The organism is Sediminicola luteus (assembly GCF_002514735.1).
Taxonomy (GTDB): domain Bacteria; phylum Bacteroidota; class Bacteroidia; order Flavobacteriales; family Flavobacteriaceae; genus HQA918.
Window position 1 is genome coordinate 80,424 of the sequence record NZ_KZ300476.1, and the last position, 26,400, is coordinate 106,823.

The following is a 26,400-nucleotide window of genomic DNA, read 5'->3' on the forward strand; positions in this document are numbered from 1 at the left end:
ACTTTGTACTTCCCACCTCGTAGCTCGAACTTCCCGTGGCATTTTCAAATCTTCAAATTACCACATTGACACATTGGTATATTGCAACATCGGTACATTGATGAATTGTTACATTGCCGCAGGCGGACACGAATACCCCCCTAAATCCCCCCAAGGGGACGTTTTATCATTCGATATTGACTCAACATGGTAATTGGAAAACTTCGTACCTCCCACTTCGTAACTCGAACTTTGCTATCCATCTTCAAATTGCCACATTTTCAAATTAACCCATTGCTACATCCACACATGGCTTTTACACATACCCGAAAGTTCTTTTAGGGTCTTTCTTACATCCATTTTTTTTTGAATCCTAAAGCATCGCATGAAAACACTTTGTCAGTAGGGCAATTGGCCATTTCTAGACGAAACCAAACCACCATAATAATTCGATTAACAAGTAAGAAAATACGTTATAATGCATTATCGCATCAACATTTGTAGGGTTCACATCATATTTTTAAAAAGTAGTCTTTTTCCTACTATCTATGTAACGTTTTACATTTCCATAAACTATTCTTTGTGTCATGCATAACCTTGCTAATTCTTTTGCAAATCGATTCAATACACCAACCCGATTTGCCATAAACAGGGATAAAAACCAACCCGTTACCGCGAAATATACGGATCAAATCCCACAGCAATCTGGCTTTCCGAATACTGGAGAATGCCAGAAAACAAAGGTTAGCCAGGGCATAAGCACAAAAACCACCAACGAAAAAACACCCATATACTTTACCATGAAAAGTCAAAAACCCTGGAAAGGCCTGAACTCGTTTTGGTTCGCTTTCATCCTATTCTTTTGCTTAGGCATGGGCAGTTCTTTTGCCCAAACCGAGTTTATTATTGAGGTAGATCTTAGTATACCCAGTACCAAGACCAATGGCCATGCCGCAGATACCATAACCATTCCTGTTCGTGACTATAATTTTGATATTGACTGGGACTACGATGGTACTTTTGAGGCTGCCAATTCTACAACGGCCAATTTAGACGTAACTCCCCTTTCGGCCCAGGCCACCCATATCTATCCGGCCGGGACAACCACAAAACAAATTGCCATTAGACCCCATAGTGGTACGGCCCTTAGGTTTGCCTTTGACAATAATTACGATGCCGAAAAAGTGACCGGAATCGTTAACTGGGGTACCACCGTTTGGGATGGTACCTATCGTATGTTCAGGGGCTGTGAAAATCTGGCTACCATGCCTAATAGTGCCGGTATACCCAATCTAAGCAATACCACGGCCATGGACTATATGTTCGCGGGTTGTAATGTATTTCAGCCGGGTACCGATATTGGTAACTGGAATGTAAGTAATGTCATCAATTTTAGAAACATGTTTTACAATTGCCAGGCCTTCAACAGGAATTTGAATAATTGGGATGTAGACCGAGGCATCAATTTCTATGGCATGTTCAGGGGGTGTACCGTATTTAATTCTCCTTTAAATAATTGGAATATTAATCCCAGTGGCGCCGCTGTTAACCTAGGTTATATGTTCGCCAGTGCCCGTGCCTTTGTAGGGGCCGGTTTGGACCAATGGGAAGATTTCCCTAATTCCACAATTGGCAATGTAACCCATCTAGATGCCATGTTTCGCGATTGCGATCAATTCAATACCGACATCGGCAATTGGAAAGTGGGCCAAGTGCGGCACTTTCAAAGTATGTTCCAATTTGCCGACATTTTTAACCAAGACCTCAGTAGTTGGACCATTGGTTATATAGATGGTACCACCCTTAACCCTGTATTACCCGGCAACAATTGGCGTATTAATATGAGCGCCATGTTCGATGGCACTGCCTTTAACCAAGACCTCTCGGCCTGGGAGCGAGATAACGGCCCCGGTGATCGTTCTACCATGGCTTGGGTAGACAATATGTCGGTGATGTTTAAAAATGCCGACTTTAACCATGCCAATGGTATCGGTAATTGGGATGTGGGCCGGGTAGCCAACTTCAGATACATGTTCGAGAACAATAGTAAATACAACAACCCCGACATTGCTAATTGGAATATTGGGCAGAATACGGGTACGGCTACCATAAATATGCAAGGTATGTTTCTTCGAAACAGTCTTTTTAACCATCCGTTAAACAGCTGGGAACGTTCGGGCACCCCCGGTGTGGTAGGTGCCACTGGCCCTTCTACCCTGGCCTATGTAAATGATATGCGCGATATGTTCGAGAGTAACACTGCTTATAACCAACCCATTGGCGATTGGCAGGTAGGTAGGGTACGCTATTTTGATGAAATGTTCCGAAATAATACAGCATTTAACAATAGTTCATTAATGCACTGGAATATTGGCGTGTTACCCGACGGCAATACCCAATATGGGCAACCCATAACCATGTCGGGTATGTTCCGAAATGCGGCATTTAACCAAGCCCTTACCAATTGGGAACGAACTAGCAGTGGTAACCAATCTACCCTAGAACATGTGACCAGTTTGGCCTATATGTTCCATGACAACTCCAATTTTGACCAAACCCTATCGAATTGGAATGTAAGTTCGGTCACCAATTTTACATCCATGTTCCAAAACGCCTCGGCCTTTGACCAGAATCTGGCAGACTGGACACCCATTAGCGGAACCAATTTTACCGACTTTTTAGATGGATCGGGTTTAACGATAGATCAATACGACGCCCTTCTTATATCTTGGGCCAATCAATCCCTTCAAAACAATGCGGTTTTCGGTGCCCAAGGTTTGGAATACTGTAATGGTATTGATGCACGCCAAAGATTGATAGATACCTTTAGCTGGGATTTGTCATCATCTGGAGATATTTTGACCGCCAACTGTAGCCTGCCAGGATTAGTTGGAGGTATTAACGTGTGGCTTAACGCAGACAATATCACCGGAGCAAGCGATAATACTGCCTTTGCCACTTGGGATAACCTTATCACTTCTACGGGATCGGCAAGCTCGCCCACCCAAGGTACCTTGGCCAACCAACCTATTTATCACGATGGGGAAGCTGGGTTATACAATTTTAATGCCTATGTAGATTTTGATGGTACCGACGACCTATTACCCTTTTCAGATTTATCCCTAACCGATTATGCCGCTTATATAGTGGGAAACATCGATGTAGATAACTCCGGTTTGTTTAATCCGCCCGGGAATGGGGCCCATCAGTTTTATGTTACCAGTTTAGATAATAGTATACGTTTTGCCAACGCTGGGGTTGTCAATTATATGGTTACGCCTGCCAATTCGGTACAGACCGATACTGATCATATTTTTTCGGTATACTATAACCCTGCCGCCAGTGTTGGTAATGAAAACTCCATTAGTTTAGATGGCAATATTTTGGTATCTAACACCAATACTGGTTCTACCCTAGCCCAAAACACGGGTCTAGGGGCTGGTTTAGACGGTCAGTTGAGTGAAATTATTTTTATAGATAATGCCAGCTACAAGTCGCCAACGGAACGTACCAAAATAGAAAGTTATTTAGCCCTAAAATACGGCATCACCCTTGCCAATGGTTCCAAGAATTATCTGGCTTCAGATGCCACTTCGTATTGGAGCAACAGCACCGCCACAACTGGTACCGATAGTTATATAAACGATATTATAGGTTTGGGCCGCGACGAGGCTTCTGCCCTACACCAAAAGGTGTCGCATTCGGTAAATACTTCCGCCATCCTTAGCGTGGCTACCAATGACGACTTTACCAACGCCAATAGCAACGGTACACGTACCGATATTAGCCCAGAGGCCACGGTGGCCGATACCCGAAAATACATCACCTTCGCTCATAATGGGGGCGCCGAAACCACTAATGCGGGCAATACCGAATTGGGTACAGGCATGTTGGCCCCGCGTATAGACCGCGAATGGCAAGTACAAAAACTGAACTGGACTAACGATATTACCCTAAACTTTGGGGCCGCCCATGCCGGTATGGCCTTGTATATGAGCAACCTGGAAACCTTTAATACGGGTACCGTAGAAGAATTAGGGGTTTTAGACACCAATGGTACCATCTCGGTGGCCAATGCCGATCTTGACGCCAATAGCTACTTAACCTTGGCTACGCCTATTAGCCCCGGTGGGGTGGTGGGTGCCAATCTTTGGGTAAAGGCCAATGTTGGTGTCTCCAGTACAGGTTCAACGGTTACTGATTGGATAGACCAAACAGCCTATAATAGCTTTACCATTAATGGTGCTCCACAAACAGGTATTACCCTTTTTAACTTTAACAACAGTATAGATTTTGATGGTAGTGATTACTTTGAAGGAAACTCTGAAATTTCGTATCAAGAACTATTCGGGGTGTTTAGATTAGCTGATGCCACCACCATAAATGGTGTTGTTTTAGGTACTAACAATACTACCCCCGGATCAGAAGGTTATTTCTGGGGCAATGTAGAAACCAATGATCGCTTGACAACCGGTGATTATAATCCGGTTGGTAGCGATGATTTCTTCTATTCTCATGTGTTGGGCGAAGAGATTCTTTTGTATAACGATAATCTCGATGCCAACATGGCTAATGTATTTAGACGATTAAACGGGGCAGATCAAACCTTGACCAATCAGTTCTTTGGCGGTGGTCCTAGTGTTGACCCCGTTACAAATCTACGCCCTTATATTGGTCGTAGGGATGGCGGCTCCTTTCTTAATGGTTCCATAGGTGAAATACTGGTGTACCCAAGTACCGTTGGCCCTACCCAACGTCAAAAGATACAATCGTATCTCGCTATAAAGTATGGTATAAGTATAGACCAAGGTGGGGCCGGCCAAGATTATTTGGCCAGTAACGGTACCACCGAAATGTGGGATTATAGTGAGGCCACCACCGGGTTTACCAACAATATTTTCGGAATCGGTAAAGACAGTGCGTCAGACCTAGAACAAAATATCTCTAAGTCAGTGAATGCCGATGCCATCATTACCTTGGCCCATGGCGATGTGGCCGATTTTGATGCCGCCAATACCCATGGTAGTCGAACCCCGACCGCCGATATGAGCTTTCAGACCATTGCCCATAATGGGGTTGGTTCCGGCACGTGGGAAGCCTTTAACGCGGCCACTACCCCAACCGATTACCAGATACTGGATCGCCAATGGCAGGTACAAGAACACGATGCCAGCGATAACGATGCCGTGGCCGGGGTTACCCTCGCCTTCAATGTGGCCGATACCGGGGCTAGCTTCGACGTAGCCGATCTTATTCAAGGTACCGAATATTACCTATTGATAGATACCAATAACAATGGCAACTATACCGACGACGGACAAAGCCCCGTGGCCCTAACCCAACAGGGCAATATTTGGTATACCGAAACGCCAATAAACTTGGTACACCAAAGCCGTTTTACCTTGGCTACGTCTACCCTGTGTACCGGAAATTTGAGCTATACGGCACCGAATTACGATCTTTCCAGTTTTTCTGGTTCTTATACCCTGCCATCAGCGGCATCCAACCCTTTGGGCACTGCTATGTTTAATGCAAAAGCCATAACCTTTAATAAAGAGGGTACACGGGCCTTTATTTTAGATAGGGATATCGACATCGTGGCCTTTGACCTCGCCACCCCTTTCGATCTACAGACCGCAGTATTGAATGCCTCGGCCAGTTCGCCTAACCAAACTTGGATAAACAGCCATTTGGGCATTGCCTTTAATTTTGATGGTAGTAAGGTTTTTATAAACCATGACAATGTGTTGGAACAGTACAATATAACCGATTACGATGTTTCGGGGGTTAATGCCAACCTAACCCCAGATGCCTCCTATACCATGGTCACCAATGCGGGCCGCTTTGTATTCTCCCCAGATGGCATGTCGTTTTTCTCCTTAACAGGAGGGGCTAGCTCTAGTATTGCCCGATATACCCTAACGGCTCCCTTCGATATCTCAGCACCAACCCAAGACCAGACATGGACCATTGGCCCGGGCTTTGCCTCTGGCGCTGCCTCGTTTATGTTCAACTATGGGGGTACTAAACTATATATCAAAAACAATGGCGACCGCGATGTGTATGAATTCGATTTGGCCACCCCTTTCGACCTTACCCAAATTACGGAAGAAGGGATTAGCTATGACTTCTTTAGCACACCCGGGGCCGCTATTTCGGTTAGCCCTACCGGAGAGTATTTCTATGAGGTTTCGGGTGCCATAGATGCAGTAAAACAATCGGCCATTTCCAACCCGGCCACCTATACCGAGTCTAAACTTACTTATGACGGGGCCATTAACAATGTAGAAAAGACCGTAATCTATTTACAAGGCGATCAATTCAATGATCTAGGTAGCGGCGTGTTGACCCCGGCCCAAGTGACCGTAGGTAACGTGTCGGCCGGCCTAACAGCGGTCTTGACCATAACCGACATTTATGGCGAAACCGATAATGCCCTAGAACTTACCTTTACAGGTACGGCAACCGATCACGACCCTGCCGATAGTATCACCGACTTAACCTTTACGTTTACCAATACGGCTTTTTCTTGTGCCAGTGCCAGCAATATTACCAACTCCGGTTCTGGTGCGGCTTATAGCCCCAATATTGGTATTTCCTTTTTAGATAAACCCATTAGTCCCGGTGGGGTTGTGGGCGCCAACATTTGGTTAAAAGCTGACGCAGATGTATATGAAGATTTAGGAACCGATGTGGCAGAAGACGGCGATGCGGTAGAACAATGGAACAGTTCTTCCAATAGTGAGGTTCTCACAGGTACGGGACATACACCACAGTTCAATACTTCGGATATAAACTTTAACCCTTCGGTGTTGTTCGCTGCCGGGCAAATGTTAGATATGCCAGCAGGTTATTCAAATGCCGATGCGATTGTGTATCTTGTTTCCCATCCAGATCCAGCATCACCCGCCAAAGTGCTTTTTTCAGCTAACCCGAATACGGCACACGCATTTTTTAATACGGGTAATCAATTCGTGTCCTTTTTGAATGGCTCTGTAACAAATTCATTAGTTACCGTACCCAATGCACCGCATTTATTTTTTATGGATAACGATGGTGGCACCTCACAGGATCTGTCCGTAAATAGCCGGACTTTATCAACTTATGGTTTGGTATTGGATGATGACATTGAGGGTTTTGGAAACAATATTACGATGGCTCCAGGCCTTACGCATCAATATGGTACTATTTCAGAGTTTGTATATTTTAAGGTGAATGACCATACGCCTTTACAACGACAACAAGTTGAAAGTTATCTTGCCCTAAAATACGGTATCACCCTAGACCAAAGTACAGGGCAAGACTATTTGGCCAGTGATGGCACCACTGAAATGTGGGATTATAGTGAAGCCACTACCGGATTTACCAACAATATTTTCGGTATCGGAAAGGACAGTGGTTCAGATTTGGAGCAAAACATCTCTAAGTCGGTTAACGCCGATGCCATCATTACCTTGGCCCATGGCGATGTAGACGATTTCGATGCCGCCAACACCGATGGTACGCGTACCCCAACGGCCGATATGAGCTTTCAGACCATAGCCCATAATGGCCTAGGTAACGGTTCTTGGGAAGCCTTTAATGCGGCCACTACCCCTACCGATTACCAGATTTTGGATCGCCAATGGCAAGTACAGGAACACGATGCCACGGATAACGATGCCGTGGCCGGGGTAACCCTCGCCTTCGATGTAGCCGATACCGGGGCCGGTTTTAATGTTGCCGATCCCCTGGCAGGTAATACCACCTATTATATGGCTTACGACGCCAATGGCGATGGCGATTTTTTAGATACCGGAAGCGGCGATACCCTTATTGAATTAACCCAGCAAGGCGATATTTGGTATACCGAAACGCCAATAGATTTGGTACATCAAAGCCGTTTTACCTTGGCTACCTATTCGGTACCACCACCAAGCCCAGGAGGGGTTTTAGGGGCAAGTCTTTGGTTGAAAGCGGACGACGGAGTAAGCCATACCGGAGATGGAACCAATACCACCGCTTGGTTAGATCGATCAGGTGCTGACTATGATTTTAGTGATGTAGGAACTCTACCCTATTTGTATCGCGAATCTGGTATTAACTATAACCCAAGCATAGACAATCCAGATAAAGGAGATAGACGTTTGCAAAACACCAATAGTATTACTTTACAAACAGTTCATTTAGTGCTTTTTCCTACAGATTTGGCTAGTTTAGGTTGTGGAAATCCTTTTAGCGAATCAGGAATAGATGATTCAGGCATTAGGCCTTGTGGTGTTGGTCCGGCTTGGCATATACCCGGCAATAGCAGTGATTTCACAGATGGTAACCCGTTAAGTAAAGGTTGGCTCAATGGGCAAATAGTAAATGATCCACTTGTGCCCGCAGAACCCCAAATTTTAACTTTAGAAAGTGCTGTGGCCGATATTATTGCCAATGGTATAGAAATTGGAGATTCAAATCATGGAAGAAGATGGTTAGGTCACATTTCCGAAATAATTGGCTATAACGGGACTCATTCCGTCAACCAATTAAAAAATGTAGAAAGCTATTTGGCGCTAAAATATGGTATTACCCTAAACCAAAGTGCTGAGCAAGATTATTTTGCCAGTGATTGGAACGGTACTACCGGTACCAAAATGTGGGATGCCACAGGCACCAATACTTCCGGCTTTAATAACGACATTTTTGGTATAGGCCGCGACGATGCCTCTGCCTTGGAACAACGTATCTCTAAATCGGTTAACCAAGATGCTATTATAACCCTGGCCACCGACGATGCCGATTTTACGGCAGCCAATACCACCCACGCTGCTTTAGGTAGTGACCTTATGTTCCAAACCATTGCCAATAACGGTAATACCAATCTATGTTGGACAAGTAACAATAGCCCTACCATTAGTGCACAAGACTATGCAATTACGCCTAGACAATGGCAAGTGCAAGAAAAAGGAACGGCCGTAGGTAATGTATATATAGCCGTAGATGTAGACGATGCCGAATTTGACCTGCCTGCCTTACTTAGTGGTACGCACTATTATTTGATCATTGATTCCGATGGCGATTTTAGCGATGCTACCATTGCCCACCAACTGACCCAAGTGGGCGCTACCAGTACCTGGACCAGTCCGGCCATAGATTTTAATGATGGCGATTATTTTGCCATTGCCACCCAAGGCGATGTAAGTATAGTAGCCACTACCAACGATGCCGTTGTGGTTTTGGGTACAACTACTGAAGCCATTAGCCCCACCGTGACCCAGGGTACCCCTACCCTATATACCATAGATTACGATGCCGCTGCCGAAGCCGAAGGTTTTGCAGATATAACAACACCTACCGCTTTAGCAGGGGCCAATTATACGATTCCGGCCAACCCTACCCTGGGCTCCTATAACGGTACCATGATTTTTTACGATGCTACCCAATGTAATACGGTTAGCGATACCTTTACCATTACTGTCAATTCTCCCTTTAACCCCGGTGGGGTTCTAGGAGCCAGCCTTTGGTTAAAGGCTAATGATGGGGTTACCGCCTCGCCCACACTTACACAATGGGAAGATAAGTCAGGAAATAACAATAGCCCGAACAACTATACCAAAGCCCCGGATTGGATAGATTCAGGTACCGGTTTGGCAAATTTCAATCCATTGGTAAGATTTGATGGTGCCAATACAGAATATTTAGAATGGGGTACCTCTATAGTAGATGGCTTTACCAATGCTGAACTATTTGTCGTTCCCAAACGAATACATCCAAACAACGGGGCTCTGTTCGACTTTGAAGCATCTACTGGAGGGGGTAATGCCCACTATGGTTTATCGTCTCATCGTGATTTATATGAATCATTCGGTAGAACCAATAGAGGTTACCTTAGAACGGAAAATCACATCGTTGGTGCTGACTTTTCAGGGCTTACCGTAAATCCACAGGCCCCAGATTTAAGCTTGGATGTTTATAATGTTTACCAAATCAGTGTGGCTCCGGCCGACTATAATCTATATTTCAATGGTACTAGGTTCATAACAGATGACACCTTTACGATTGACTTTCAAAATAGTAGTGGCACCAACAGTTTTGGGCAAAAGAACAGTCGTTACTTTAATGGTGAGATTCCTGAACTTATTTTATTTGATAAAATACTATTGGGGGATGAGAAATTAAGGGTAAACTCATACTTATCCCTTAAATATGGGATTACACTAGACCAAAACTCCTTAGAACAAAGTTATGTAGCAAGCGACTGGAATGGTACTACAGGTACCAAAATATGGGATGCTACGGGTACCAATGCCTCAGGCTTTAATAACGATATCTTCGGTATAGGCCGCGACGATGCCTCAGCTTTGGAACAGCGTATTTCCAAATCGGTTAATACAGATGCGATTATTACCTTGTCTACCGACGACACCGATTTTACGGCAGCCAATACCACCCATACTGCTTTGGGTAGCGACCTAATGTTCCAGACGATTGCGAACAATGGCAATACGAACACCTGCTGGACCAGTACCAACGCGCCTACCATTAGTGCGCAACCTTATGCCATTTCGCAACGTCTATGGCAGGTACAGGAAAAAGGAACGGCCGTAGGTAATGTGTATATAGCCGTAGATGTAGACGATGCCGAATTTGACCTACCCGTTATAATTAGTGGTACGCACTATTATTTGATCATTGATAACGATGGCGATTTTAGCGATGCTACCATTGCCCACCAACTAACCCAAGTGGGCGCCACTAGTACTTGGACCAGTCCGGCTATAGATTTTAACGATGGTGATTATTTTGCCATTGCCACACAAGGTGACTTAAACCTAGTGGCAACCGCAAACGATGCAACCGTAATCCTGGGCACTACTACCGAAGCCATTACTCCAACTATCACCCAGGGATCGGTTAGCTTATATACCATAGACTACGATGCCGCTGCCCAAGCCCAAGGTTTTACAGATATTACGACACCTACCGCTTTAGCTGGGGCCAATTATACCATTCCAGCCAACCCTGCCGTAGGCACCTATAACGGTACCATCACCTTTTACGATGCTGCCGAGTGTAACTCGGTAACAGATACCTTTACCATTACCATTTTAGGCGTTAGCGTAGCCAGTACGGGAACCGAAATAACAGCCAGCCCTACCATTATTACCGCCGATGGTAGTAGTACCTCTACCATTACCTTGCAGTTAAAGGATGTTAGTGGCAATGATCTAGCCTTGGCCGGGGTCGAAGTCCAGTTTGCCATGGCCTCGGGTACAGGTACCCTTTCCAATACCGGAATTATACAAACCAATGCTAGCGGACAAGCTACGGTAACCCTAACCAGCCCTAACTTAGTAGGTTCTGGAGTGGTTACCGCCCAGGTAGATACTAACGATGACGATACCGTAGACGGTGAAGTACATACCGATAATAGACCTACGGTTACTTATGTGGCCGGACCTATTGCCGTAAATGGTACAGGTACCGAAATAAGTGCCGCCGATGGTGCCGCCACCGCAGATGGCACGGAGACCGAGACCATAACCGTACTATTACGCGATGCCTCGGGCAATGTGATCAACCAGGCCGGGGTGGGCGTAACCTTTAACGTGACCGGAAGCGCCGTACTATCCAGCGCCACCGCTACCACCGATGCCTCCGGTGTGGCCACCATTACCCTGACCAATACCATAGAAGAGACCGTGGACGTGACCGCCACCGTCGACCATGATGCCAACGGCGCTACAGCCGAACTGGCCATCGTCAACGGGTCACCGGCACAAGTGGCGTTCTCCAATGCCCCGATAGATGTGACCGGAAGCGGTACCGAAATAAGTGCTACTGATGGAGCCGCCACAGCGGATGGCACCGAGACCGAGACCATAACCGTACAATTGCGCGATGCCTCGGGCAATGTGATCAACCAGGCCGGGGTCGGCGTAACCTTTAACGTGACCGGTAGCGCCGTACTATCGAGCGCCACCGCTACCACCAACGCCTCGGGTGTGGCTACCGTGACCGTGACCAATACCATAGAAGAGACCGTGGACGTGACAGCCACCGTGGACCATGATGCCAATGGCGCCACTGCAGAACTGGCCATCGTCAACGGATCACCCGCACAGGTAGCGTTCTCCAATGCCCCTATCGACGTGACCGGAAGCGGTACGGAAATCAGTGCTGCCGATGGAGCAGCCACCGCAGATGGCACGGAGACCGAGACCATTACCGTTCAGTTGCGCGATGCCTCGGGCAATGTGATCAACCAGGCCGGGGTGGGCGTATCCTTTAACGTGACCGGTAGCGCCGTACTATCCAGCGCCACCGCTACCACCGATGCCTCAGGTGTGGCCACCATTACCGTGACCAATACCATAGAAGAGACCGTGGACGTGACAGCCACCGTCGACCATGATGCCAACGGGGCCACCGCCGAACTGGCCATCGTCAACGGATCACCCGCACAGATCGTATTCTCCAATGCCCCTATAGACGTAACAGGAAGCGGTACCGAAATAAGTGCCGCCGATGGAGCCGCCACCGCCGATGGCACAGAGACCGAGACCATAACCGTACAATTACGTGATGCCTCGGGCAATGTGATCAACCAGGCCGGGGTGGGCGTAACCTTTAACGTGACCGGTAGCGCCGTACTATCCAGCGCCACCGCTACCACCAACGCCTCGGGTGTGGCCACCATTACCGTGACCAATACCATAGAAGAGACCGTGGACGTGACCGCCACCGTGGACCATGACACCAACGGCGCCACTGCCGAACTGGCCATCGTCAACGGATCACCGGCTCAGGTAGCGTTCTCCAATGCACCGATAGACGTGACCGGAAGCGGTACCGAAATAAGTGCCGCCGATGGAGCCGCCACCGCCGATGGCACAGAGACCGAGACCATAACCGTACAATTACGTGATGCCTCGGGCAATGTGATCAACCAGGCCGGGGTGGGCGTAACCTTTAACGTGACCGGTAGCGCCGTACTATCCAGCGCCACCGCTACCACCAACGCCTCGGGTGTGGCCACCATTACCGTGACCAATACCATAGAAGAGACCGTGGACGTGACCGCCACCGTGGACCATGATGCCAACGGCGCCACTGCCGAACTGGCCATCGTCAACGGATCACCGGCACAAGTGGCATTCTCCAATGCCCCGATAGACGTGACCGGAAGCGGTACCGAAATAAGTGCTGCCGATGGTGCCGCTACAGCCGATGGCAACGAGACCGAGACCATAACCGTACAATTACGCGATGCCTCCGGCAATGTGATCAACCAGGCCGGGGTGGGCGTAACCTTTAACGTGACCGGTAGCGCCGTACTATCCAGCGCCACCGCTACCACCGATACCTCGGGCGTGGCCACCATTACCGTGACCAATACCATTGAGGAGACCGTGGACGTGACCGCCACCGTGGACCATGACGCCAACGGCGCCACCGCCGAACTGGCCATTGTCAATGGATCACCCGCGCAGGTAGCGTTCTCCAATGCCCCGATAGACGTGACCGGAAGTGGTACGGAGATTTCCGCCGCCGATGGAGCAGCCACAGCAGATGGCACAGAGACCGAGACCATAACCGTACAATTACGTGATGCCTCGGGCAATGTAATCAACCAGGCCGGGGTGGACGTAACCTTTAACGTGACCGGTAGCGCCGTACTATCCAGCGCCACCGCTACCACCGATGCCTCGGGTGTGGCCACCATTACCGTGACCAATACCATAGAAGAGACCGTGGACGTGACCGCCACCGTGGACCATGATGCCAACGGCGCCACTGCCGAACTGGCCATCGTCAACGGATCACCCGGGCAAGTAGCGTTCTCCAATGCACCGATAGATGTAACAGGAAGCGGTACCGAAATAAGTGCCGCCGATGGTGCCGCCACCGCAGATGGCAGCGAGACCGAGACCATAACCGTTCAGTTGCGCGATGCCTCGGGCAACGTGATCAACCAGGCCGGTGTGGGCGTATCCTTTAACGTGACCGGTAGCGCCGTACTATCGAGCGCCACCACTACCACCGATGCCTCAGGTGTGGCCACCATTACCGTGACCAATACCGTAGCAGAGACCGTGGACATGACCGCCACCGTGGACCATGACAACAATGGTGCTACTGCCGAGCTTGCAATTGTCAATGGCTCGCCAGCTAGTATCAATTTTGTACCAGGGAGTCTAAATGCTTCAGCTTCAACTATCGTTACTACCGCTAACAACGCCATTGCCGATGGCACGGCAACCAATACGGTAACCGTAACTATAAGGGATGTGAACGCTAATCCTATTCCCAACATAGCGGTAATCGTAGCATTAACAGGAACGGGATCGGCCGTGGTAGGAACGATTGCACCCAATACAGATATGAATGGAGAAATTTCCATTGATATGACCAACATCCTGCCGGAGAATCTAACAGTAGGCTTTACCGTAAATGCCGTGGCAAGTGTAGATAATACTTCTGTACTATTTGACCCACATCCCATCTTGGTAGCTATTGGAGTTGATGGAAACAATGGTAATAATGCCAATACAAGTACATTAACCGCAGCTCAGCTAAACAGTTTACCAACTACAAACGGGGCTATACCTGCAAACGAGGCTGCTTACCTAGAGGCCATAGCCGCCAACGAAGGGCCGTTCTCCAGTCCGGCTACGGAGGCCGAGGTACAGGCCATGATCGACCGTGTAAACGCTGCCGAGTCATTATTGGCCAACATCGGAATCGATGCCACAAATGGTAACAACGCCAATACCTCCACGGTGACCGCTGCCGAACTCAACGCTCTCACCGGGGTATCCGGTGCCATATCAGGCAACGAGGCTGCCTATCGTGAGGCCATAGCCGCTAACGAAGGACCGTTCTCCAGTCCGGCTACGGAGGCCGAGGTACAGGCCATGATCGACCGTGTAAACGCTGCCGAGTCATTATTGGCCAACATCGGAATCGATGCCACAAATGGTAACAACGCCAATACCTCCACGGTGACCGCTGCCGAACTCAACGCTCTCACCGGGGTATCCGGTGCCATACCAGGCAACGAGGCTGCCTATCGTGAGGCCATAGCCGCTAACGAAGGACCGTTCTCCAGTCCGGCTACGGAAGCCGAGGTACAGGCCATGATCGACCGTGTGAACGCTGCCGAGTCATTATTGGCCAACATCGGAATCGATGCCACAAATGGTAACAATGCCAATACCTCTTCAGTGACCGCTGCCGAACTCAACGCTCTCACCGGGGTATCCGGTGCCATACCAGGCAACGAGGCTGCCTATCGTGAGGCCATAGCCGCTAACGAAGGGCCGTTCTCCAGTCCGGCTACGGAAACCGAGGTACAGGCCATGATCGACCGTGTGAACGCTGCCGAGTCATTATTGGCCAACATCGGAATCGATGCCACAAATGGTAACAATGCCAATACCTCTTCAGTGACCGCTGCCGAACTCAACGCTCTCACCGGGGTATCCGGTGCCATACCAGGCAACGAGGCTGCCTATCGTGAGGCCATAGCCGCTAACGAAGGGCCGTTCTCCAGTCCGGCTACGGAAACCGAGGTACAGGCCATGATCGACCGTGTGAACGCTGCCGAGTCATTATTGGCCAACATCGGAATCGATGCCACAAATGGTAACAATGCCAATACCTCTTCAGTGACCGCTGCCGAACTCAACGCTCTCACCGGGGTATCCGGTGCCATACCAGGCAACGAGGCTGCCTATCGTGAGGCCATAGCCGCTAACGAAGGACCGTTCTCCAGTCCGGCTACGGAAGCCGAGGTACAGGCCATGATCGACCGTGTGAACGCTGCAGAGTCGTTACTCGCCAACATCGGAATCGATGCCAGTAATGGTAACAACGCCAATACCTCCACGGTGACCGCTGCCGAACTTAACGCTCTCACCGGGGTATCCAGTGCCATCGCAGGCAATGAGGCCGCTTACCTAGAGGCCATTGCCGCCAACGAAGGGCCGTTCTCTAGTCCGGCTACCGAAGCCGAGGTACAAGCCATGATCGACCGTGTGAACGCTGCCGAGTCGTTACTAGCCAACATCGGTATCGATGCCAGTAATGGTAACAATGCCAATACCTCCACGGTGACCGCTGCGGAACTTAACGGACTCACCGGGGTATCCGGTGCCATTGCCGCTAACGAGGCCGCTTACCTAGAGGCCATCGCAGCCAACGAAGGGCCGTTCTCCAGTCCGGCTACCGAAGCCGAGGTACAGGCTATTATCGACCGTGTAAACGCTGCCGAGTCCTTATTGGCCAACATCGGAATCGATGCCAGCAACGGTAACAACGCCAATACCTCTTCAGTGACCGCTGCCGAGCTTAACGGACTCACCGGGGTATCCGGTGCCATTGCCGCTAACGAGGCCGCTTACCTAGAGGCCATTGCCGCCAACGAAGGGCCGTTCTCCAGTCCGGCCACCGAAGCCGAAGTTCAGGCCATGATCGACCGGGTGAACGCTGCCGAGTCGTTGCTTGCCAACATCGGAATAGATGCCAACAACGGTAACAATGCCAATACCTCCGCAGTGACCGCTGCCGAGCTTAACGGACTTACCGGGGTATCCGGTGCCATTGCCGCTAACGAGGCCGCTTACCTAGAGGCCATCGCAGCCAACGAAGGGCCGTTCTCTAGTCCGGCTACCGAAGCCGAGGTACAGGCCATGATCGACCGTGTGAACGCTGCCGAGTCGTTATTGGCCAACATCGGAATCGATGCCAGCAACGGTAACAATGCCAATACCTCCACAGTGACCGCTGCCGAACTTAACGGACTCACCGGGGTATCCGGTGCCATTGCCGGAAACGAGGCTGCCTATCGTGAGGCCATAGCTGCCAACGAAGGACCGTTCTCCAGCCCGGCCACCGAAGCCGAGGTACAGGCCATGATCGACCGTGTAAACGCTGCCGAGTCGTTACTCGCCAACATTGGTATCGATGCCAGCAATGGTAACAACGCCAATACTTCCGCCGTGACAGCTGCCGAACTTAACGGACTCACCGGGGTATCCGGTGCCATTGCCGCCAACGAGGCCGCTTACCTAGAAGCCATCGCAGCCAACGAAGGGCCGTTCTCCAGCCCGGCCACCGAAGCCGAGGTACAGGCCATGATCGACCGTGTAAACGCTGCCGAGTCGTTATTAGTGAATATCGGTATCGATGCCACAAATGGTAACAACGCCAATACATCGGCCGTGACCGCTGCCGAACTTAACGGACTTACTGGGGTTTCCGGTGCCATCGCAGGCAATGAGGCCGCTTACCTAGAGGCCATAGCTGCCAACGAAGGACCGTTCTCCAGCCCGGCCACCGAAGCCGAGGTACAGGATATGATCGACCGTGTAAACGCTGCCGAGTCGTTACTCGCCAACATCGGTATCGATGCCAGTAATGGTAACAACGCCAATACCTCCACGGTGACCGCTGCCGAACTTAACGGACTCACCGGGGTATCCGGTGCCATTGCCGCTAACGAGGCCGCTTACCTAGAGGCCATCGCAGCCAACGAAGGGCCGTTCTCCAGTCCGGCCACCGAAGCCGAGGTTCAGGCTATGATCGACCGTGTGAACGCTGCCGAGTCGTTGCTTGCCAACATCGGAATCGATGCCAGTAACGGTAACAATGCCAATACCTCCGCAGTGACCGCTGCCGAACTTAATGGACTTACCGGGGTTTCCGGTGCCATCGCAGGCAATGAGGCCGCTTATCTAGAGGCCATTGCCGCCAACGAAGGACCGTTCTCCAGCCCGGCCACCGAAGCCGAGGTTCAGGCCATGATCGACCTTGTGAATGCTGCCGAGTCGTTGCTTGCCAACATCGGAATCGATGCCAGTAATGGTAACAATGCCAATACCTCCGCAGTGACAGCTGCCGAACTTAACGGACTTACCGGGGTATCAGGTGCCATCGCAGGCAATGAGGCCGCTTACCTAGAGGCCATTGCCGCTAACGAAGGACCGTTCTCCAGCCCGGCCACCGAAGCCGAGGTACAAGCCATGATCGACCGTGTAAATGCTGCCGAGTCGTTACTCGCCAACATCGGTATCGATGCCAGCAACGGTAACAACGCCAATACCTCCGCAGTGACAGCTGCCGAACTCAACGGACTTACCGGGGTTTCCGGTGCCATTGCCGCCAACGAGGCCGCTTATCTAGAGGCCATTGCCGCCAACGAAGGACCGTTCTCCAGTCCGGCCACGGAAGCCGAGGTTCAGGCTATGATCGACCGTGTAAACGCTGCCGAGTCGTTACTCGCCAACATTGGTATCGATGCCAGTAATGGTAACAACGCCAATACCTCCGCAGTGACCGCTGCCGAACTTAACGGACTTACCGGGGTATCAGGTGCCATTGCCGCTAACGAGGCCGCTTACCTAGAGGCCATCGCCGCTAACGAAGGGCCGTTCTCTAGTCCGGCCACGGAAGCCGAAGTACAGGCCATGATCGACCGTGTAAACGCTGCCGAGTCGTTACTAGCCAACATCGGTATCGATGCCAGCAACGGTAACAACGCCAATACCTCCGCAGTGACCGCTGCCGAACTTAACGGACTCACCGGGGTTTCCGGTGCCATCGCAGGCAATGAGGCCGCTTACCTAGAGGCCATTGCTGCCAACGAAGGGCCGTTCTCCAGTCCGGCCACGGAAGCCGAGGTACAGGATATGATCGACCGTGTGAACGCTGCCGAGTCGTTGCTTGCCAACATCGGAATCGATGCCAGTAACGGTAACAACGCCAATACCTCCGCAGTGACCGCTGCCGAACTTAACGGACTTACCGGGGTATCCGGTGCCATCGCAGGCAATGAGGCCGCTTACCTAGAGGCCATTGCAGCCAACGAAGGGCCGTTCTCTAGTCCGGCTACCGAGGCCGAGGTACAGAACATGGTCGATATGGTAAACCAAATAGCCGAAATCGTAGCCAACTCGAATGATCCTGCCGATGGTAATCCGTCCATAACCGATTTAGGTAATGCCGGGGCAACCAACTTGGTACCAAGTAATGAAGGGGCCTACGAAGAGGCGATAGCTAGCGCCTCCCCTGCCCCATCGACCTTGTCCCAATTGCAGGAAATCATTGATAGTGTAAATGCGAGCCAGGCGGCCATAGCCGAGGTATTGGAAGATTCCAATTCTACCGGAGGTGCACAAAACGCCAATGGTACCGCCGTAACCGTGGAACAGTTGCAACGTATTGATGGATTGACCGGTGTGATGCCTCAGCACGAGGCCGCATACCAGACCTTGATCCAATTAGAAACCGGATTCAGTAATCCGCCGACCGTTTCGGAAATCCAAACTATAATCGATGCTGTGAATGCACATGCCAATGATTATGATGGGGATGGTATCGCCAATGCCGAAGACCCAGATGAGCTGGATCCATGTAACCCCATGCCGGCTTATGACAATATCGCTTTCGATGTCACCAATCCGATTTGGCAACAAGCCGATTGTGACGGCGATGGTATCACTAACGCCCAAGAGATCATTGACGGTAGGAACCCATTCTGTAACGAAAACGACCTAACGGCCGATTGTGACGGAGACGGACTTACCAATGCGGAAGAAGATGCCAATGGTGATGGAGACCTGACCAATGACGATCTAAATGGAAACGGCATACCTGATTATGTTGATGCCTTGGATACCAACGCTGATGCAGATGGTGATGGTGTTTCCAATGAATTTGAAGATCTAAATGGCGATGGTAACCCAGACAATGACGATACTGATGGTGATGGGATTCCGAACTATCTCGATAGTGACGATGATGGCGACGGACACCCCACCCAAGATGAGTTTGCCGATCCCAATGGTGATGGTAATCCGGATGACGCTTTTGATGCCGATGGTGATGGCACCCCAGATTATCTGGAGTTCAACAATGCCGATGCAGAGGCCGAAGATAATATTGAAGTCTACAACGGATTAACACCAGATGGCAATAGTGAGAACGATGTATTCGTAATTCGAGGCATTGAACAATACGAAAATACCGTTCAGATCTACAACCGTTGGGGACAAAAAGTATTCGAGACCCAGAACTATGGTAGCCAAGGTAACTTCTTCGAAGGGATTGCCACCCAAGGTTCGACCCTAGGAAGCGACCCACTACCAGAAGGCACCTATTTCTATGCCATAAACTATGTGGTTGATGGTATCAATAGACTTAGGACCGGGTACTTGTTCATACAACGATAATACGAACCCGTCACTAACCTAAATAGCTTTAAAGCAACACTAAAAAAGCGAACAGTGATTTGTAAAACCGATGTCCCTTAGGGGATGTCGGTTTTTTTTCTATAAATAGTGGTTGGCGTTCAATCGTCTAGTATTCCAATGGTTAGTGTCCAGACAAAGTTCAGTTTACATCCTCAGTAAAAACGGTCAACACTAATCATGGAACTACAAAACTCGTACTTCCAAGTTCGTAACTCCAACTTCCCATCCCATTTTCAAATCTTCAAATTAAACCATGGTCAAATGGGCCAGTTGACACGAATCAATACTAATTTTTACCTAGCCTATTATAGATTCATTCAGCTAAAAATCGATTATTTCACTGAGTTACGCAGAGATGACGCGGAGTTTCACAGAGAATTTTTCCGATTCAACGATAAACTAGAAAAGAATAAAGTCAACCCACCATCAATAAACAATAATCCATATAGAATTTTACGGATTACTTCATCTTTACCGTCCATTCGAATTTAAAGGTAGAGACCACATCACCTTGGGCATCGGTACCCACGGCGGTCATCCAACAAGTTTGCCCTTCTCCAGTTGCAACTGCCTTTGCGATGGCTTGGGCCATGGCTTCGCCATCATTACAAGTAAAATTAATACGGCCCTTGGCTTTTTTAGAAAAATTGGCCGAGTTGTTCAAAACCAACATGGAAATAGACTTTCCGCTTTTTTTAATGGCAGCCATAACCAAAACCCCCGTACTCAATTCGGCCGCCATACCCTGAACGGCCCAAAAAATGGATTTAAACGGATTCTTACTCCAATAGCTAAGTTTAACACTAGCCGTTGCCGAAACAGACGACTGTTCGGTTAAACGTACACCCGCCCACCAGGCCGCAGGTAACACAAAAAATAAAGAACGGTTAAAGTTCGATGGTGACATACAATTCTAATTTGCCCTAAAACTAGTCATAATATTTTTAGTTCATACTTGTTAATTTTATGTTAATTATAGGTACTATGTTTTGCATACTACCTTTTTTTGGACATATATTTGCATAAGAAAATAATATGCCATGACAGAATCTATATCAAAACACCATCGAAATTTGTCGGCGATCATACATGCCTCGACCTTTTCCCGTTACTTTATTCCCTTTGGTCAGTTCTTGGCCCCATTGCTTTTATGGAGCATAAACAAGAAAGACAGTGACTTTGTGGATTACAACGGAAAGCAGGCCTTGAACTTTCAGATAAGTATGCTATTATATTCCATCGTACTTGGGGCCATAAGCGTACCTTTTTTTATAGGGCTTTTCCCCGAGTTCTTGGATAATTTCAGTTTTTGGGACTGGGGATGGCATGGCGATATCAATTGGCATTGGGACAGTCGTCAGTGGTGGCGTAACGCTTGGCCATTAGGCGCTACCGGATTCTTTCAGTTCGTGTTAACGGCCATTAATATTATCTATACTATTTTGGCCACCATCCGTACCTCGGAGGGCCAAACATTCAAATACCCTATGACTATCAAATTCATCAAATAAAAAGGAGTTTATCAACAATCAGAAAACAGCAATACCCAAATAGAATATCGGATTACATAAACAGGGCTTCATCACCCCTAAGACACGGACTCATCACCCCATTCAACTTTAATCTGAATACTATTTGAAAAAAAAAGGTCTCATCAGCCTTAACTAGGTCAGCGGAGCAATCCCAATCCCTGAATTCCCAACCCGAATTCGAAAGCCGGTTACCGAGTTTATTCGGAGGTCAAAAAACGAACAGTTAATCACATAACAATGACAGTATGAACATTGAAAACACAAAAGCCCAAATGCGTAAAGGGGTCTTGGAGTACTGCATTCTCTCTATCTTGGATGGGGAGGACAAATACGCTTCCGAGATCTTAAAGGCATTGAAAGATGCCAAGATGCTGGTGGTGGAGGGTACCATTTACCCTTTACTGACCCGTCTTAAGAACGCAGGCTTGTTAAACTATAGATGGGAGGAGTCTACATCTGGCCCGCCCCGTAAGTATTATGCCCTTACCGAAATCGGAAAGGAGTTCCTCAAGGAGTTGAACACCACTTGGGATGAGTTGAGAAATGCCGTGAATCTGGTAACCGACACAAAACAATAGCAATGAACAAGACAGTAAATATAAATTTGGCCAATACCTTCTTCCATATAGATGAAGTGGCCTATAATAAACTAAGGCAATACATTGAGGCCGTTAGGCGCTCTTTTGCCAACACTTCGGGTAGCGACGAGATTATCTCGGACATCGAGACCCGGATCGCCGAGCTTTTCTCCGAAAAAATGGAGCACGACCGTCAGGTAATTACCTTAAAGGAGGTTGAGGCCGTAATTGACGTTATGGGTCAGCCAGAGGATTATATGGTTGACGAAGATATATTTGAAGACGAACCCCAACCCAAAAGACAACGTACACAAGGGCCCGTTAAAAAACTATATCGCGATACCGAAACCAAATATATTGGCGGGGTTTGTGCCGGTATGGAACACTATTTCGGGTTCGATGTACTTTGGATACGTATCATTTTTATTTTATTGGCCGTATTTACCGGCTTTGGGTTCATCGCCTATATCTTACTTTGGATCTTGGTACCCGAAGCGGTAACCACTTCGCAAAAACTGCATATGAGTGGCGAGGCCGTGAACATTTCCAATATTGAAAAGAAGGTTCGCGAGGGTTTTGATGACGTGGCAGACAAGGTAAAGAACGTCGACTATGATAAAATGGGCAACAAGATAAAAAGTGGGTCTGCCAGCTTTTTTGATACACTTGGCTCTATAATCATGTTCTTTTTAAAGGTGTTCGGTAAGTTCATCGGAATACTATTGATCATTATCGGGGCATCTACCCTAATCGGCTTGGCCGTAGGTTTGATTTCTGCCGGTTTATTAGACCTCTCCGGTTTTCCGGGCGAAGAAGTCTTTGACTTGGTCAATTCTACCGGCGCCCCCATTTGGTTGGTAAGTATCTTGGCTTTCTTCGCCATAGGTATCCCCTTTTTCTTTGTACTCTACTTAGGTATGAAGATTTTGGTCAGCAACTTAAAATCTATCGGTAATATCGCCAAGTTTTCTTTATTGGGACTATGGCTGATCGCCGTAATTACCTTGGCGGCCTTAAGTTTTAAACAGGCTACCAGTTTTATGCACCATGGTACCACCATTGTTCGCGAAACATTACCGGAGATTACCGCCACCGACACCTTATTGATCCAAATTAACGATGAAGGCTACCATACCGATAATATCGACTTTAATGTGGCCGATATGCGTTTGGCCTATGATAACGATGGTAAAGCCTATTTGTATTCTGAAGACGTACGTTTCGATATTGAGCCATCTAAAGATGACCAGGCACATATAAAAATCAGCAAAGAGGCTTTAGGTAGTCATTACAACGATGCCAAAAACCGTTCTTCGAATATCGATTATAACTATCGAATGGATGGTAATACCCTTTGGCTAGATGGTTTCTTGTCTACCGATAAGAAAAACCTGGCCCGTGATCAAGAAGTGCGAATAAAGGTAGAAGTACCCACTGGAACCCTGTTGACCGTGCATGAAGATGCGGATAGCCATATGGGCTGGGGCACCCAAAACGATCAAAACTTTTCGAAGTATGATATGGGCGGACATCTATGGAAAATGGATGCCTCTGGGGAATTAATTTGCCAAGATTGCCCTGAAACTGTAACAAAAGAAGAAGACAGTCGTCATTCCAATAGCATCAAGATGGATGCTGATGGAATTGACATAGACCTTAAAGGGGAAAAAGATTCCCTTAGACTAAAAATAGATGCCGATGGCATAGAGTTAAAAGCCTCGGATAATTAAAAAATCAACAATCAACTAAAAAACAACAATCATGACAGCAATCGTAAGAGTATTGATCGCCATAGCTTTGGCTCTCGCCGCTTCTTCCTGCGCCTTTGACATGAACTTTGGCAATGGCGAAAGGGGTAATGGTAATGTAGTTTCCGAGACCCGTTCGGTTTATGAAGACTTTACCGTGGTTTCTGCTGCCGAAGGACTTGACGTTTTTGTAAGTCAGGGCAAAGAAAGTAGTATTAAAGTAGAGGCCGATGACAATATCATTGACCTGATCCGTACCGATATCAGCAATGGTAAACTACGGGTACATGCCGAACGGAATATTGGTAGGGCCACCAAAAAAATCTACGTGACCCTTCCGGAAATCACCGGTTTGGAAAGTTCTAGCGGGGCCGACCTAGTTAGCGAGAACACCTTAGAGGTAGATAAGGTAAACCTTAGTGCCAGTAGTGGTTCTGACCTGAGGGTAGATGTAATGGCCGACGAGATCCATGCCGACTCAAGCAGTGGGGCCGATATTCGTATCAGTGGTAAAACCCAATTGTTGGATGCCGAATCGAGCAGTGGATCGGATATCAAGGCCATGGGCTTAGAAGCCAAAGTGTGCCATGCCGATGCCAGTAGCGGTGCCGATATCTCGGTTAACGTAAGCGATGAGCTTATTGCCGAAGCCACCTCTGGGGCCGACATACGCTATTCAGGCGAACCTTCGGTACAAAAGAACAAGTCCGCATCGGGCAGTGTTCGCAAAAATTAACTATCGGATTTTCTTCAAGTTGATTATTTATAAGTGGAAGCCCCCATGCTATTAGCGTGGGGGTTTTGTTTTTATACTGCCTTTTATGTCATTTCAGTAGCCTAAAGAATACCCTTTAAACGACGACCTTCATTGTATTACCGTATTTGGTAATAATATGAAATATTACCGATAATGGTAATATTTTGAAATATAACCTTATTTGGTTATATTCGAACATTTGATACTAAATCAATTCCATGAAATCTATTGCGGTAATAACCGGTGATGTTATTAAATCTAGGGATGGCGAACCCAAGGAATGGCTAAACATACTAAAAGACACTTTACAACAGTATGGTAGTTCGCCAAAAGATTGGGATGTTTACCGAGGTGATAGTTTTCAACTGGCCATTGCCCCACAGAAAGCCCTAACCGCCGCCCTGCACATTAAAGCCAGTATTAAACAAAACAAACTCCATGATGCACGTATGGGAATTGGCATAGGAACATTTCAATTTGAAGCCCAAAAAATCACTGAATCCAACGGCCAAGCATTTGTGAATTCAGGTGCATGTTTCGAATCTTTAAAAACACAGACCCTAGCCATTAAAACCGATCAGCCCCAATTAAACGATAGCTTGAACACCATGTTCGGTTTAGCACTTTTAACCATAGATCATTGGAGTAGTCCGGTATCAAAAACAATAAAGGTAGCCCTGGAAAACCCCGATAAAAATCAAAGCCAATTGGCCCAACTACTAAACCATACCCAAAGTAATACCAGTAAAGCACTTAAACGCGGTGGTTTTGACGAGATCATGGCCATGAATGCCTATTATGTAAAAAACATTTCCAAATTATGATGCTTTTGGCCCTAAAACTGCTCATTGCCCACATGTTGGGCGATTTTGTACTACAACCCAGCAAATGGGTTGCGGCTAAAAAGAAACATGGCCTAAGAACCAAGTTTTTCTATTTCCATGGCCTGGTACACCTACTCGCCTTATTGCTACTTCTCCAATTCCAAGGGGCGTTATGGTTTATCATCCTTACTATAGTGATTAGCCATTTGGGTATCGACTATATCAAAATCAAACTTGATGGGAAGCTAAATGACCGTCTTTTGTTTGTTGGTGACCAAATCGCACATCTTTTGGTAATTGCTTTGATGGTACATTTTCAGTACCCTTTCCAACTTTCGTTTGAACAGCTATATTCCAGTGAGGCTTTACTCTTACTGCTTTCTCTATTGGGTATCACCTATGTCTCCGCCATTCTTATGAAGACCATAATGGGCAAATGGGATTTGGCCGAAGACAAATCGGAGGACTCCCTGGCCGATGCCGGGAAATACATTGGCATACTCGAACGCATTTTCGTTTTCACCTTCATTCTCTTGAACCAATGGGGCGCCATAGGACTACTAATTGCGGCCAAATCGGTTTTTAGGTTCGGTGACCTTTCCCGGGCCAAAGACCGAAAACTGACCGAATACATCCTTATCGGTACCTTGCTCAGTTTTGCCTTAGCTATTTTTATTGGGTTGGGATACTTGTACCTCTCGAAAATCATTTAAGGGAAACACACTTTTCTTTTTTACCCGTATCATTTTAGCCCGATTCC

Annotated in this window: 8 protein-coding genes; 7 read left to right on the forward strand and 1 reads right to left on the reverse strand. The window is 48.1% G+C overall.

Features of this window, described 5'->3' with window-relative positions; all coding sequences use genetic code 11:
- Positions 1-779 precede the first annotated feature (779 nt).
- A complete protein-coding gene (locus B7P33_RS00270; RefSeq protein WP_172435810.1) occupies positions 780-20,180 on the forward strand; it encodes an Ig-like domain-containing protein in 19,401 nt (6,466 codons plus the stop codon).
- 481 nt (positions 20,181-20,661) lie between these two features.
- Here B7P33_RS00270 and B7P33_RS00275 read toward each other — a convergent pair whose 3' ends face one another.
- On the reverse strand, positions 20,662-21,108 hold the full coding sequence (locus B7P33_RS00275) for a DUF4442 domain-containing protein (RefSeq protein ID WP_097439972.1): 447 nt from the start codon (positions 21,106-21,108) through the stop codon (positions 20,662-20,664).
- Between the two features lie 133 nt (positions 21,109-21,241).
- On the opposite strand from B7P33_RS00275, the gene B7P33_RS00280 reads away from it, so the two are divergent.
- From B7P33_RS00280 to B7P33_RS00305, 6 genes are all read left to right on the forward strand, one after another.
- On the forward strand, positions 21,242-21,712 hold the full coding sequence (locus B7P33_RS00280; protein ID WP_097439973.1) for a DUF4870 domain-containing protein: 471 nt from the start codon (positions 21,242-21,244) through the stop codon (positions 21,710-21,712).
- 266 nt (positions 21,713-21,978) lie between these two features.
- Complete coding sequence (locus B7P33_RS00285; protein ID WP_097439974.1) at positions 21,979-22,311, forward strand: PadR family transcriptional regulator; 333 nt, start codon at positions 21,979-21,981, stop codon at positions 22,309-22,311.
- Positions 22,312-22,313: 2 nt separating this feature from the next.
- The gene (locus B7P33_RS00290) at positions 22,314-24,041 is read left to right on the forward strand and encodes a PspC domain-containing protein (protein ID WP_097439975.1); all 1,728 of its coding nucleotides are present in this window, start codon (positions 22,314-22,316) and stop codon (positions 24,039-24,041) included.
- Between the two features lie 31 nt (positions 24,042-24,072).
- Positions 24,073-24,795 (forward strand): head GIN domain-containing protein, encoded by a 723-nt coding sequence (locus B7P33_RS00295; protein ID WP_097439976.1) that lies wholly within the window; start codon positions 24,073-24,075, stop codon positions 24,793-24,795.
- Positions 24,796-25,034: 239 nt separating this feature from the next.
- Positions 25,035-25,640, forward strand: a complete 606-nt coding sequence (locus B7P33_RS00300; RefSeq protein ID WP_097439977.1) for a transcriptional regulator — start codon at positions 25,035-25,037, stop codon at positions 25,638-25,640.
- A complete protein-coding gene (locus B7P33_RS00305) occupies positions 25,637-26,353 on the forward strand; it encodes a DUF3307 domain-containing protein (protein WP_097439978.1) in 717 nt (238 codons plus the stop codon). The genes B7P33_RS00300 and B7P33_RS00305 overlap by 4 nt, the downstream gene beginning before the upstream one ends.
- Positions 26,354-26,400 lie beyond the last annotated feature (47 nt).